At 51.0% G+C, this 13427-nt stretch carries 11 protein-coding genes and 2 pseudogenes; 4 read left to right on the plus strand and 9 right to left on the minus strand.

The features are described 5' to 3' along the window. The coding region (locus ACJHWT_RS20115; protein ID WP_000306640.1) for an IS1 family transposase at nucleotides 1-95 on the plus strand (95 nt) is incomplete at its 5' end. Between the two features lie 16 nt (nucleotides 96-111). Beyond that, nucleotides 112-1020 (plus strand): annotated as a pseudogene (locus ACJHWT_RS20120) (sodium:solute symporter family transporter); the annotation flags it as partial. Between the two features lie 9 nt (nucleotides 1021-1029). Here the strand turns inward: ACJHWT_RS20120 and ACJHWT_RS20125 are convergent. Further along, the gene (locus ACJHWT_RS20125; protein ID WP_000331734.1) at nucleotides 1030-1893 is read right to left on the minus strand and encodes a MurR/RpiR family transcriptional regulator; all 864 of its coding nucleotides are present in this window, start codon (nucleotides 1891-1893) and stop codon (nucleotides 1030-1032) included. A 181-nt stretch (nucleotides 1894-2074) separates the two neighbouring features. Here ACJHWT_RS20125 and tsr point away from each other — a divergent pair, with 181 nt between their 5' ends. Next, nucleotides 2075-3739, plus strand: coding sequence for a methyl-accepting chemotaxis protein (gene tsr, locus ACJHWT_RS20130; protein ID WP_410232354.1), 1665 nt, complete (start codon nucleotides 2075-2077; stop codon nucleotides 3737-3739). A 48-nt stretch (nucleotides 3740-3787) separates the two neighbouring features. On the opposite strand, the pseudogene ACJHWT_RS20135 reads toward tsr, so the two are convergent. Both ACJHWT_RS20135 and ACJHWT_RS20140 read right to left on the minus strand, forming a co-directional pair. Next, nucleotides 3788-5149, minus strand: a pseudogene (locus ACJHWT_RS20135) (MFS transporter). Between the two features lie 214 nt (nucleotides 5150-5363). After that, entirely contained in the window at nucleotides 5364-6278 is a 915-nt protein-coding gene (locus ACJHWT_RS20140; RefSeq protein ID WP_000091568.1) for a GntR family transcriptional regulator, read from the minus strand. Between the two features lie 138 nt (nucleotides 6279-6416). Here ACJHWT_RS20140 and lgoD point away from each other — a divergent pair, with 138 nt between their 5' ends. Beyond that, nucleotides 6417-7439 carry an L-galactonate oxidoreductase gene (gene lgoD, locus ACJHWT_RS20145; protein ID WP_410232355.1) on the plus strand — a complete coding sequence of 341 codons (1023 nt, stop codon included), beginning with the start codon at nucleotides 6417-6419 and terminating at the stop codon, nucleotides 7437-7439. 139 nt (nucleotides 7440-7578) lie between these two features. On the opposite strand, the gene opgB is transcribed toward lgoD, so the two are convergent. The 6 genes from opgB to ACJHWT_RS20175 form a co-directional block, all read right to left on the minus strand. Continuing rightward, the gene (gene opgB, locus ACJHWT_RS20150; protein WP_001292627.1) at nucleotides 7579-9870 is read right to left on the minus strand and encodes a phosphatidylglycerol--membrane-oligosaccharide glycerophosphotransferase; all 2292 of its coding nucleotides are present in this window, start codon (nucleotides 9868-9870) and stop codon (nucleotides 7579-7581) included. Between the two features lie 253 nt (nucleotides 9871-10123). Continuing rightward, the gene (yjjA, locus tag ACJHWT_RS20155) at nucleotides 10124-10618 is read right to left on the minus strand and encodes a DUF2501 domain-containing protein YjjA (RefSeq protein WP_021525752.1); all 495 of its coding nucleotides are present in this window, start codon (nucleotides 10616-10618) and stop codon (nucleotides 10124-10126) included. A gap of 48 nt (nucleotides 10619-10666) precedes the next feature. Beyond that, nucleotides 10667-11404 (minus strand): DNA replication protein DnaC, encoded by a 738-nt coding sequence (dnaC, locus tag ACJHWT_RS20160; protein ID WP_000799911.1) that lies wholly within the window; start codon nucleotides 11402-11404, stop codon nucleotides 10667-10669. A gap of 2 nt (nucleotides 11405-11406) precedes the next feature. Continuing rightward, nucleotides 11407-11946, minus strand: a complete 540-nt coding sequence (gene dnaT, locus ACJHWT_RS20165; RefSeq protein ID WP_001298056.1) for a primosomal protein DnaT — start codon at nucleotides 11944-11946, stop codon at nucleotides 11407-11409. Between the two features lie 107 nt (nucleotides 11947-12053). Then, entirely contained in the window at nucleotides 12054-12527 is a 474-nt protein-coding gene (locus ACJHWT_RS20170; protein WP_000538188.1) for a threonine/serine exporter, read from the minus strand. Further along, nucleotides 12518-13288, minus strand: coding sequence for a threonine/serine exporter ThrE family protein (locus tag ACJHWT_RS20175; RefSeq protein ID WP_001314410.1), 771 nt, complete (start codon nucleotides 13286-13288; stop codon nucleotides 12518-12520). Before ACJHWT_RS20175 ends, ACJHWT_RS20170 begins: the two co-directional genes overlap by 10 nt. Nucleotides 13289-13427: the final 139 nt, after the last annotated feature.

Consider the following 13427-nt stretch of genomic DNA (forward strand, 5'->3'; position numbering starts at 1 on the left):
CACGGCTGGGACGGAAGTCGCTGTCGTTCTCAAAATCGGTGGAGCTGCATGACAAAGTCATCGGGCATTATCTGAACATAAAACACTATCAATAAGTTGGAGTCATTACCCTTTGGCTTTATATTAATGGCTATTCTTGCCGTTGTTCACGTTGGCGGCTGGAGTGCGATTGAGCAGGCGATGGACCCAAAAGCGATGAGCCTGTTTGCGATTGATAAAATGGGCGTGCTGCCTGCGCTTTCGCTGGCACTGGTTATTGGCGTAGGTGTGCTGGCAACACCGTCTTATCGCCAGCGTATTTACTCGGGTAAAGATGTTCCCTCTGTACGCCGTTCGTTTGTTATTACTGGGGTGTTATATCTGTTCTTCTCGATTTTGCCTGCCATTATCGGCATGGCGGCGTTCACCATGAACCCAAATCTGGAAAACAGCAACTACGCCTTCTTGTTCGCGACCAGTTTCTTACCTGCCATTCTTGGGCTGGTGGTGCTGATTGCCGGGCTTTCAGCCACCATGTCTTCTGCCAGCTCCGATGCCATCGCGGCGGTGGCGATTATGATGCGCGACGTCTACACCATGATTACCGGCAGAATGCCGCCGGAGGACAAGGCCATTACTTACTCACGCTGGATGTTGACCTTTGTTATTGGCCTGGCGCTGGTCTTTGCTCTGACCTCTAATGACATCATCAGCTACATTACCAAAATGATTTCGATGCTGATGTCCGGGCTGTTTATCTGCTCGATTCTCGGTCGCTTCTGGCTACGCTTTAACTGGCAGGGCGCGCTGGCGGCGTTAGTGAGCGGTATGGTGATGTCAATTGTGGTGCTGATGAATGCCGACTGGCTGGCTTACTGGGGTAACCCGTGTATTCCGTCAGTGCTGGGCAGCCTGGTCGCTGGCGTACTGGTGACGTTGGTAACGCCAGCAAGTCAGGTCAGCCGGGAAGAAGCTTTGGCTATTATCACCAATGAGCGTGAAAACCAGAGTGTCGTGATCACCAAACCTGAAGAAGCATAACCGACAATGCTAATCGCCAAGTGGCTGGCGGTTAGCGCCCCCACGGTGGCTGTCTAACACGAGTTTTATCCGCCGCAGGCGATCTTTCGCCTGCGCTTTATTTGCCATTGCCAGTTCTGTTGCCAGTACATCGACCATGGCTAACATCGCGTAGCGGGAAGGGGTGGGCTTAAAGATGTAATCACTTTCCTGAACCAGTAACGGCAATACCAGATCCACCTGTTCCGCCAGCGGTGTTTGTGCTGGCGTAATGGCAATAACACGCGCGCCATACTGACGGGCGATTGCCGCACTTTCGATGATTTCCGGTGTATAACCGCCCAGCGAAAGCACAATCACCACATCCTGCGGCATGACTGCCGAGCACATCATTCTCATCATCAGGGCATCATTCTGACTGACCACCGGTAGCCCCAGACGGAATAAACGGTACTGAATCTCCTGTGAACAGATAGTGGAACCGCCGCCAGTTCCTAACGCAAGAATTTGCCGCGCCTGACTTAACCAGCTTACAGCCTGGCTGATGGCATTCATATCCAGCGAACGACGATGCGTCTCCAGCACGCTAATAATCGCTTCGTAGATCCCCTGAACACCGTCAAGATCCGGTACATCGAGAATAAACCGCTGCCCGACAGCCAGTGACTGCGCCAGTTTGACTTTCAACTCGCGGACATCTTTGCACCCCAGTGCACGGGCAAAACGCGTCACCGACGCCTGACTGGTTTGCGTTAACCGTGCCAGCTCAGCAATTGGCAACTCTACTGCGGCAGAGACGTCATCAAGAATAAATTGTGCGATACGCTTTTCAGTGGCTGTTAACGCCATAAACCGTTCGGTAATGCAGGAGATGATATCGATGCTATAAGCCATAGGAGTATCACTGGTTCGAAGAAGATTGATACTTTGTACCATAAACTGCCGCTATAGAGTGTGACCCTCACAAAAAACGCAAGTTTGCTGCAACAAAAGCAGTGCCGACGCTTTTCCACTGCATAAAGTTTTCCACCACCAGGCCGACAACCAGTGTATCTGTCTAGTGGAAAGAGAAACCATGTTAAAACGTATCAAGATCGTGACCAGCTTACTGCTGGTTTTGGCCGTTTTTGGCCTTTTACAACTGACATCAGGCGGTCTGTTCTTTAATGCCTTAAAGAATGACAAAGAAAATTTCACTGTTTTACAAACCATTCGCCAGCAGCAATCCACGCTGAATGGCAGCTGGGTCGCGTTGTTGCAGACGCGTAACACCCTCAACCGCGCGGGTATCCGCTACATGATGGATCAGAATAATATTGGTAGCGGTTCAACCGTTGCTGAGCTGATGCAGAGTGCCAGTATTTCGCTGAAACAGGCGGAAAAAAACTGGGCGGATTACGAAGCGTTGCCGCGTGACCCGCGTCAGAGCACCGCCGCAGCGGCAGAGATCAAACGTAATTACGATATTTATCACAATGCGCTGGCGGAGCTGATCCAACTGTTAGGTGCAGGCAAAATCAACGAGTTCTTTGATCAGCCGACCCAGGGATATCAGGACGGTTTCGAGAAGCAGTATGTGGTTTACATGGAGCAAAACGATCGGCTCTATGATATCGCCGTCAGCGATAATAATGCCTCCTACAGCCAGGCGATGTGGATTCTGGTGGGCGTGATGATCGTCGTACTGGCGGTCATCTTCGCCGTCTGGTTCGGTATTAAAGCCTCGTTGGTAGCGCCAATGAATCGCCTGATTGACAGCATTCGTCATATTGCAGGCGGCGATCTGGTGAAACCGATTGAGGTGGATGGCTCTAATGAGATGGGGCAACTGGCTGAGAGTTTGCGCCATATGCAGGGAGAGCTGATGCGTACCGTCGGTGATGTGCGCAACGGGGCCAATGCCATCTATAGCGGTGCCAGCGAAATCGCTACCGGCAATAACGATCTCTCTTCGCGCACCGAGCAACAGGCCGCTTCGCTGGAAGAGACGGCAGCCAGCATGGAGCAACTGACCGCAACGGTGAAGCAGAACGCCGAAAATGCGCGCCAGGCCAGCCACCTGGCGTTAAGTGCTTCTGAAACGGCGCAACGCGGCGGCAAAGTGGTAGATAACGTGGTGCAGACTATGCGCGATATCTCCACCAGTTCGCAGAAAATCGCCGATATTATCAGCGTAATTGACGGCATTGCCTTCCAGACCAATATTCTCGCTTTGAACGCGGCGGTTGAAGCAGCGCGCGCGGGTGAGCAAGGGCGCGGTTTTGCGGTGGTCGCGGGTGAAGTGCGTAATCTGGCCCAGCGCAGCGCTCAGGCGGCTCGTGAAATTAAAAGCCTGATTGAAGACTCGGTGGGGAAAGTAGATGTTGGCTCTACGCTGGTCGAAAGCGCCGGGGAAACCATGGCAGAGATTGTCAGTGCCGTGACCCGCGTGACGGACATTATGGGCGAAATTGCTTCTGCTTCTGATGAGCAGAGCCGTGGTATCGATCAGGTTGGATTAGCGGTTGCTGAGATGGACCGGGTAACTCAACAGAACGCCGCGCTGGTGGAAGAATCTGCCGCCGCCGCTGCCGCGCTGGAAGAGCAGGCCAGTCGCCTGACCGAAGCTGTGGCAGTGTTCCGGATTCAGCAACAGCAGCAACATCAGCGTGAAACATCGGCTGTGGTAAAAACCGTGACGCCAGCTGCGCCGCGTAAAATGGCCGTGGCAGATAGCGGGGAGAACTGGGAAACGTTTTAATCGCCATAAAAATGCCCGATAAGCAAAATGTTATCGGGCATAGGGAGATTAATCTTTACGCGGGTCGTTGATCGGCTGACGAACCAGGAAGATGTACGCCAGTGCACCCGCCGCGGTGACGCAACCGCAGATGATTAGTGCCAGACGGAATGAGTGGGTGGTATCAACAATAAAACCAGTAATGATCGGCGCAAAAGAGGCGCAGATGAAGCTGGCAAAGTTCTGGATACTGCCCACCGACGCCGTCATGCGAGAAGCAACTGCGACGTGGATCAAGCCCCAGCAGGATGTTCCGGCAAAGTGAATACAGAACAGTGCCATGCCAATCAGCAGAACCGCCGTCATGGATGTTGTCGCTTGCGGTACGACCAGCGTAAAGGCGGCAGAACAGAACATCCCGGCAATAATGCAGATCTTACGGCTTTTAATCGGAGCCATTCCCCCTTTGACCAGTCAGTCAGTAACGTAACCGTTGACCAGCATCCCGGCAGCCCCAAACAGGAAAGGGATAGCCGCCATCAACCCTGTGCTTTTTAAATCCAGGTTATAGGCTGTTTGCAGGTAACCAGGAAGCCAGGCCAGATACAGCCACGCAGTGTAGTTGATGCCACTGAATCCGAGCATCATTCCCCACATTGTGCGGTTACGGAACAAGCTGCGCCATTCGGCAAAACTGAGCGGATCTCGGCGGGCATTGACGCTACCTGCATTGAGATAAGCTTGTTCAACGGCAGTCAGTTCTACGTGCTCGCGGTTGCGATAGAGCATATACCAGCCGATGGCGAGAAAAATCCCCAGTACACCAATAGTAATAAACATCCCGCGCCAGCCCATCACCAGCATCATCGCCGCCAGAATCGGTGGGCTAACGGCAACGCCAATGGTAGAAGCTGCGTTGAAGAAACCCATCGGGCGTCCGCGCTCTTTGATGTTGAACCAGTCGTTAATGACTTTTACGCCACATGGGTTCATCGGCGCTTCACCAATCCCCATACCGATACGCACCAACACGAACTGCGTAAAGCTGTGAACCATGCCAGACATGGCCTGGAACAGTGACCAGAAGAACATCCCCAGTCCCAGCATCAGGCGCGGGCCTTTACGATCCAATAGTGGGCCGCAAGGAAGTTGCGCAATCCCGTAAGCGAGTGAAAACACGGAGAGCAAAGCGCCGATTTCGGTGGCACTTAATCCCAATTCTTCACGAATCGTTAAATTTGCTACCGACAGCGAACTGCGGTCGAGATAATTGATTACCGCCGCAAAAAATAATAACAACATGGCGGTGGTTTGAATGCGTTTAATTCGGGTACTGCGTTGAACTAATCCATCTGGTGGCACGGGAATATCTGCCGACGAAGATGGAGTAAATGAAGAACGCGGATCGAGGGTGATATTTTCTTTTTCCACGCCGGACTCCTGTATTTATAATTTTAATTGTTTACGTAATTGTGCACTACGCAAGGTTGACATTAACGGCAGGTTAAAGTTTTAGGACTTTACTACCGCTCACAAAAACATTTTTAGTCGACTGATTGTGAGCATAGGTAAGCGGGAATTTCCCGGTATTTATCTTTTGATAAAACCGTGCACCCGCTAATAGTTTGCTGTTTTTAATCCGTACTTAATGAGCATAACGCGTGTTCTCATTAATGGATCGAATCATTGATTGTTTAGCTGAATTCAAATGGTTACGGAGCGCAAGGGTGGCATCAAGGTCACTGCGGCAAATCAGAGCGCTGAGAATGGTCATATGCTCATCGACGGCAATGATATTGCGCTGTTTAAGATCGCTTTCGTCCCATTGATAGTGAAAATGAAAGATGACTGAGATGATCTCAAGCGATTGATCAAAAAAGATATTGTCGGCAGCTGAAAGCAGTAAGGAGTGAAAATCTCTGTCAAGTTGCGAGAACATGCGAAAGCTATTGCCGATGTTGTCACGCAGTAGCCGATGACGTTCGAGCATGGTTTTCGCCTGCAGCCAGCGGGGATCATGATCAGGCAGGTTGAGAAAGTGCTGAAGTGAATGAGTTTCGAGCATTTCGCGTAGCTCAAACAGCTGCTCAGCGTAGGATTGATCGAATTGCTTCATGCTCCACTGGCCGCGCTTTTCGCTTTGAATAAGATTATAACGGCCGAATTTTAAAAGATATTCTCTTACTACAACCGGGCTGACACCCGCGGCTCGAGCCAGTTGCAGTTCAGAAAAAGTTTCCTCTGGGCGTAACTGGCGCTGGTTTATCATCGTGAAAAAAGCCTGCTCAAACACTTTGTTTTGTTCACTCATTGAAGCGGTAGTACAGGCGAAACCGTCATCATGGTCAGGTTTACGCGCAATAACATAGTCGTTTCCAACCTGCGTTAAGACGCCGCATTCGCGTAAGTGGCTGAGAATATGACGCACTGTAGTGCGGCTGATGTTGTACATTTCCGCCAGCGCACTTTGCGATGGAAGTGGGGAAGGGATATGACCCCGCGCCATATCATCAATGACCTGGTTAATCACATTGTGGCGTAAATTTTGTGAACGACTCATATTTTCCTCCTTGTGAGTCCATTAAAACCCGATTTAAAACATTTTTATGCGTGTGTTTTCACAAAACAGATTTTCCGTTCCGCTGCCATTTTTCATTTTCATTGATATCTAAGGCAACAAAAAATGGAGAGCCGAATCATGTCTACGATGAATGTTTTAATTTGCCAGCAGCCGAAAGAATTAGTCTGGAAACAACGCGAGATACCTATTCCGGGTGACAATGAAGCATTAATAAAAATTAAGTCTGTCGGGATTTGCGGTACCGATATTCATGCCTGGGGTGGAAATCAACCATTTTTTAGTTATCCACGGGTTTTAGGCCATGAAATATGTGGGGAGATTGTTGGGCTGGGTAAAAATATTGCTGATCTTAAAAATGGTCAGCAAGTTGCTGTGATCCCTTATGTTGCCTGTCAGCAGTGCCCTGCATGTAAAAGCGGTCGTACCAATTGCTGTGAAAAAATTTCAGTTATTGGCGTGCATCAGGATGGTGGTTTTAGTGAGTATTTGAGCGTGCCGGTGGAGAACATTTTGCCCGCAGACGGTATTGACCCGCAGGCGGCAGCATTGATTGAACCTTTCGCTATTAGCGCTCATGCGGTGCGTCGCGCAGCCATGGCTCCCGGCGAGCAGGTGCTGGTGGTCGGGGCGGGGCCAATCGGTCTGGGCGCGGCGGCAATCGCTAAAGCCGATGGCGCACAGGTAGTGGTGGCGGATACCAGTCCGGCGCGCCGTGAACATGTGGCAACGCGTCTGGAGTTGCCCGTGCTGGACCCATCAGCCGAAGATTTTGACGCGCAGCTGCGGGCGCAGTTTGGTGGTTCGCTGGCGCAGAAAGTGATCGACGCGACAGGTAATCAACATGCGATGAATAACACCGTAAATCTGATTCGTCACGGCGGCACGGTGGTATTTGTCGGTCTGTTTAAAGGTGAGTTGCAGTTCTCCGATCCGGAATTCCATAAAAAAGAAACGACGATGATGGGTAGCCGCAACGCCACGCCGGAAGATTTCGCTAAAGTCGGTCGACTGATGACGGAAGGAAAAATCACTGCCGACATGATGTTAACCCATCGCTACCCGTTCGCCACGCTGGCAGAAACCTACGAGCGCGATGTGATTAACAATCGTGAGTTGATTAAGGGCGTAATTACTTTCTGATAAGGCGAGATTATTAAAGTTGCCATGCAGCGTCCGGGGAAGTGTTGGGCGCTGTTTTTTTTCTGTTTCTCAATAATGTTTTGTAGGCCGGAGAAGGTGTGTAGGTCGCACTTTATGCGACCTACACATCAGTCAGGAATTACCCTTCACGTTCTACCACTTTAATTTCCACCATGCCGATCCCGAGCTTACGCGGCGAGTGCCCGAGGATATTCCCTTCGTTGGTTGAGACAGGTTCCGGTGGCACAATTACCAGTGTGTCGGCATCGGTTGGGTTATCGAAATGCAGTGTGGTGGTGGTCACTTCATTGCCCAGCACAAGGGTTTGTTCTTCATTGCCTACGCGTACCGGAATAGGACGGCTGGCGTTATTGCCGTATGCTTTGGCGGTAATCACCAGGTCAAATTTCTTCGGCAGCGGATGCTTGTACTCGATTTTTACTTCATCGCCCAGCTGTGCGTTGGACCAGCGGCCCCACGACTCTGGACGAGAAATCCCGCTAAACTGTTTCACCTCTTCTGGCGCACCAGCGACGTTAAAGATGAAACTGTCGGCTTTGTAGCGAATATCGTTATCAACAATCTTTAGCGTATCGACATTGCCTTTGTAACGCGCCATGTCGATGACCGTATCTTTAAATGCCGTTTTGCCCTTCCATATTGCTTTGTCAACATGCTGAACAATTTGCTGACCGCCAAGCTGCCCTTGCGAGACACACCAGTCGGTGGAAAGTGCCAGTTCCGGAGCCCAGAGTTGTGCCATCTTATAGCAACGGTCAACCCAGACGAAATTGTCGCGTGGAGCGAAATCAGCCAGCTGGAAACGCAGCGGTGCTGAGTATTCGCTTTCCGGCAGCGGTTCCACGCGTTTGTCTGAAACCCGCAACAGCAGCGGCAAACGGAAATGGCTACCTGAGAAGGCAATCATGTTTTTCTGCTGGTCGATGGTGAACTCTTTCATCTCTTTAGGGAATTTCCACAGGTGGATGATATCCGGCTTCCACGCCAATGTTTTCTCTTTGATATTGAGGAAGATTTCCGACATCGACTGCCCGGATAAACTGCTACGGCCAAGTCCGAGATAGTTATCGCCACCGAGAATGTCCAGCACCGTCGCGCCGTTATCCATCGTATTACGCTTCACTGCCAGCGTCTCTTGCTGCGGCTTGTCGCCACGGATGACAAAAAACAGGTTATTGCGATCCTGCTTATTAAGGTATTTCCACGCCGTATTGTTCATCGCTAAATGGTCAGAAGAGACGACGATGACGGTATCTTTAAACCACGGTGACGCTTTGATTTTGTTGATAAACGTCGCAATATTCTCCTGGCTGCAACTTACCGCGCTGAATGACTGATTCGGCTTACCGTCAAAATCATATTTTTTGCGGTTACAGGTGCGCGAGATAAAACCATCCGGGTGATGGGTATCGACTGTCAGGGTAAACAGTGAGAATCGCTGACCTGAGCGGGAAAGCTCTTCAAATTTTTTCCACGCTTCATCGAGAACGGTATCGTCGTAGAATCCCCAGTCGTTGCGATAGTGCGGGTCGGCCACCACGCTTTTCAGCTCTTCTGAGCCGTATAAGTGGTCGAAGCCGTGCGATTTCAGGAACACATCTTTACCGGCAAAACGCAGATTCGCGCCCTGCACGAAATAGTTCTGATAACCCGAGTTTTTCAGAATATCGCCCAGACAGATGTTCTGCGGGAAGAAGCTGGAAACAGAAGCGGAGGCGTTGCCTTCAAATGGGGCAAACAGCGGTATGCCGCACTGAGAAGCCACCATGCCCGCAATCGTGTAATCCGTTCCTGGCAGCTGCTGCGTGTGGCTGAAATCCAGGCCTTCATTTTTCAACGCGCCCAGTTCAGGCGTGAGATCCGGGAAAGCCTCGTTATCAAAATAGGTCCGCTCGAGACTTTCGCCGTAGATATATACCAGGTTGAGTTTCGGGTCAGGGATAGTTTTCGACGGCTCTTTATAATAAGCCGCAAAGTCCGGGTCGCCGTCGCGTGACTGGGATTTCACCAGTTCCGTTATCTGACGAAATGCCGGGCTGGCATCCACTGAACCCAGCGCCAGTAAGAGTGCCAGCAGGCTGTAACCAAAATGGTGCGGATGATGACGACGACGGCGCAGGATCCAGCCCAGCGCACCGAACACCGCCGCCAGCCCCAGCACAATGCCGATACCAGGCAGGATGTATTTGCTGACACCAGCACCGGTCAGGCTGTTGGTTAAGGTATAGAGAACCGCGTCGTTAATACCATCGCCAGTAAAATAGTCGCTGGCAAACAGGGTGATATTTAAAACGACAAATAGCCCCAGTACCGTTAATGTGGCTGCAAACCACCAGGTGTTACGTCCCGCTTTCCATGCGTAAATCAGCACAGAGGCGAGAAAAAGGGCGAAAGAGAGTAGTTCTGACAACGGGCGATCCTCACTAAACCGGGCCGTTTAGCCAACGTTTAAGCTTTTTGAGAAGCACAATGTAATGGCGTCGCCATATTGCTGCAATTCTAGTGTCAAAAAAATGCGATGTTGTTAGGAATTAGTTTATAAACAGACTTTTTTGATCGCGGTCGCTTCCCGTGTAACAGGGGTAAAACCGTCCAGGAGCAGGGAAAAGGGCAGGAGAGAGCCGCGTCAGCCGGGTAACAGCTAAAACGCGGCGTTTCGCGGTTCAGGAAATGAAGTTCAGCCCCTGCTTTAACACCAGATCGCAGGCTTTGGTTTTCACCTTTTCTGCCAGCGGAGTCGTTCCAATATTATCCAGATTGAGTTGCTGACCATCTTTGGTTTTCAGCAAACCCTGAATGCCATCCAGATAGTTGGTGTCTTCTTTTTGCTCTTCACTGTTCAGGCCCAGTTTTTCCAGTACCTGATTCTTGATGTTTTCGGCATCGGTTACCGAAGCCAGCTTTTGCTTCGCGCAGTATTGCAGAATGCCTGCGGCGTTGTTCATGTTATCTGCGCTTAAGGCCTGGTTCCCGTTGCTAAGCAAGTTAGTTAATGACGCGAGCGACCAACCGCCTTCCTGTGTCGTGCTGTTTTGGTTGCCAAGTTCGCTGGCGGCGCTGGAGAGCGCATCTTTCCAGGACGCAGCATGCACCCCGGTGGAAATTAATGCGCTGGCGGCAATGGCACAGCACAGAAGATGTTTAATAGTTTTCATCATCATTACTCAAGGTTGAATTGTGTCGCAGTATACCGCCAGAAACGGGGATTAATACTCTTTACCTGTTACACGGCTACGGTAGCTATCCCAGTTGAAGATCACCCACAAACTGTTACCCAGGCGCATACGGTCCATCACGCGTTCGCCCAGCAACTTGGTCATCTCTTCCATATTACTGTTGGTCAGCATCCCGGTTGGGCGTTTGGAAGAAGAGCGGCGATCGACGATCTGGTTGATGATCACTTTTTCGTATTTCGATTCGGTCTGCACGCCGATCTCATCGATCACCAGCAGATCAACGTTACTCAGATCGTTAAGCAGTTGTTCTTCGCTGGTACCGCTATTCCTGAAGGTATCTTTCATCGCCGACATAATATCGGCCACGGTGATGATCAATACGGATTTACCGCGTAGCAGCAGCTCGTTGCAGATTGCCGCCGCCAGATGGTTTTTGCCGGTTCCTGGCTTACCAGAAAAGATGAAGCTGGCGATGTTGCCGTCAAACTCTTCGACATACTGGCGCGCTTTGCTTAACGCATTCATTTGCCCTTCACACTCAACGCGATAGTTCTCAAAGGAGCAGTTCTGATGCAGTGGACGAATACCGGAGCGGTTAAAGGTGCGCTGCATTTTCATCGCCCGATTTTCACGTTCGAGAGCGGCGGAGCGGATCGCCCCTTGTTCTTTCTGCCAGGCCAGTAGTTCTTCACCCGTTTTGAACGCAGGTTTGATATGGGCAGGCATCATTTTTTGCAGGCGTTGCATCAAGTCGCCAACGTTTTTCATCGTTACCCTCTGAATCCTGGCGGAATTTGGCTGTCAGGTTCACTGACCGTATTCACATCTCGTTTCGGCAGTCCGCCGTTGCTGGCACGACCGATTTGCAGGCTGCGCGCCAGTTTTTGTTGCCACTGCACATGGTGAAAGACTTTGCCTTCCGCCTGCCAGTAGGCAATGAATGACGCCAGTTCTTCGGCGGTCACCGGCTCTCTTAGTGCCACGCCCCATAGCGCCGCCAGGCGGATAAAGTCGGCATCGGGTTGCCAGTCCGGATACATGGCAAATTTCCCCATGGGTACGGCAACGGGAGCGGTTTGCGGTTCCTGATAGAGTTGATCGTCCAGGGCCACGTCACTTCCCGGACGCGCCAGCTTTTCTTCCAGCGCCAGCAGTTCAGCCAGGCGTGCAGGAGTGATGGCATAAAACGCCGGAGCATTGTTAGCAAATACGGCAACCACACCGCCTTCAGCTTTTGCCAGAACGGTTTGGTGATCGTGTACCAGGGCGTCAATACCAACGACGTCCGGGGTCAAAACTCTGGAAGACATACTGTTTCTCAAATATGGAACGATGAACGAGAAGGGAGATAACTTTTATAGTAACACACGGAGGAGAGGAGGCTGTCTCTCATCCGCGTGCTTTAAGTGAGGCAATTTTATACGCGAGGGCGCTTGCGGTACAACCATAATCCAGGAATGGAAAGACCGATGGATAACGCACCAACAATCGATGAAGCTGTAAGAAAGTTGGTTAACAGGGTAATCATCAACGGTTCGCTGTAACCTAGCTGGCTGATTTTTACCGCCGAAATCATTGCGGTATAAGCTGATATGCCAGGGAACATAGGGATAACAGCCGCCACGGTAAACACTTTCGGATGCGCCAGATACCAGCGCGACCATTGAATACCAATGGTGCCGACCAGCATAGAAGCCATAAAAGTTGACCACTCAATATTCAACCCGCTGGTCATTAAGATCATTCGGGAACCATGACCTATCGCACCAAGCAGCGCACACCAGCGTAACGCCCGCACGGGAACGTTGAACACCATCGCAAAGCCGACCGCAGGAATGGCGGCGAGGATCATATCCTGCGCCAACGCTAACAGAAATTCGATCACACCCATCCGCGTAGCCCCCAAATCGTCAGTGCCATCACGACGCCGACGCAGGTAGCCAGTGTCAGCAGACTGGCGATCGCCCAGCGTGCCAGTCCGGTATTGATGTGGCCTTTAAACATATCGGCGACGGCATTAATCAACGGAAAACCCGGCACCAGCAGCAGAACGCTGGCGGCCATCGCAATGGTGGGGGTATTGCTGAAAGTGGGAAGTTGCAAAAGCAATCCGGAAATGGTGGTGGCGGCGAAAGCGGTGAGGCAAAAGTTGATCTGTGGATGAAGATGACGTTGTGCCAGCAGCTGGCGGATATACATCGCGGCCGTACTGGCCAGGAAGGTGATGACGGCACCATCCCAGCCACCTTTATTGAGTTTACAGAAACAGGCGCAGGAAAGGCCAACCATTAAGGCTACCAGCCATCTTGGGTAACGTAATGGCTGAATTTGGCTAAATCGTTTCTCTACGCCTTTGTAATCCAGCAGATGATGCTCCGCCAGAATTACAATGTGCTGGACTTCAGTCACCACATGCATATTAATGCCGCGATCGTGATTTTTACGTGTCGATGTCAGGCATTGCCCATCTTTAATGGTTGTCAGCACGATGGCGTTCGAAGAGATAGAACTTTCGACGCTGTCCATTCCCAACGCCCGACCCAGTCGTGAGGAAAGCTCATCAACCAACGCGCTTTCCGCACCATGTTGCAAAAGAAATAATCCACACTGGATACAAAGCCGTGTTACGGCTCGCTGTTGCTCAGTTTGCATAACTCGCCCTTTGTCATAGACGTGCTGCGTATTGTTCAGTTAATGAGAATCCATTTGTATCATGAAGCACGGTTGTTTTGCGGTAGGTTAAGATCAAAATTGCGCTGATTAATCCTGGTTATCGGGAGATGCTCGGTGA

Source organism: Escherichia sp. WS338 (genome assembly GCF_046486405.1).
GTDB classification, from domain to species: Bacteria; Pseudomonadota; Gammaproteobacteria; order Enterobacterales; family Enterobacteriaceae; genus Escherichia; species Escherichia coli.

Coding starts and splice junctions, on each gene's coding strand:
- ACJHWT_RS20140 (WP_000091568.1), bottom strand. CDS start 6,278: ATGAGTCGTTCACAAAATTTACGCCACAATGTGATTAACCAGGTCATT.
- dnaT (WP_001298056.1), bottom strand. CDS start 11,946: ATGTCTTCCAGAGTTTTGACCCCGGACGTCGTTGGTATTGACGCCCTG.
- ACJHWT_RS20170 (WP_000538188.1), bottom strand. CDS start 12,527: ATGGGTGTGATCGAATTTCTGTTAGCGTTGGCGCAGGATATGATCCTC.
- dnaC (WP_000799911.1), bottom strand. CDS start 11,404: ATGAAAAACGTTGGCGACTTGATGCAACGCCTGCAAAAAATGATGCCT.
- tsr (WP_410232354.1), top strand. CDS start 2,075: ATGTTAAAACGTATCAAGATCGTGACCAGCTTACTGCTGGTTTTGGCC.
- ACJHWT_RS20175 (WP_001314410.1), bottom strand. CDS start 13,288: ATGCAAACTGAGCAACAGCGAGCCGTAACACGGCTTTGTATCCAGTGT.
- yjjA (WP_021525752.1), bottom strand. CDS start 10,618: ATGATGAAAACTATTAAACATCTTCTGTGCTGTGCCATTGCCGCCAGC.
- ACJHWT_RS20125 (WP_000331734.1), bottom strand. CDS start 1,893: ATGGCTTATAGCATCGATATCATCTCCTGCATTACCGAACGGTTTATG.
- lgoD (WP_410232355.1), top strand. CDS start 6,417: ATGTCTACGATGAATGTTTTAATTTGCCAGCAGCCGAAAGAATTAGTC.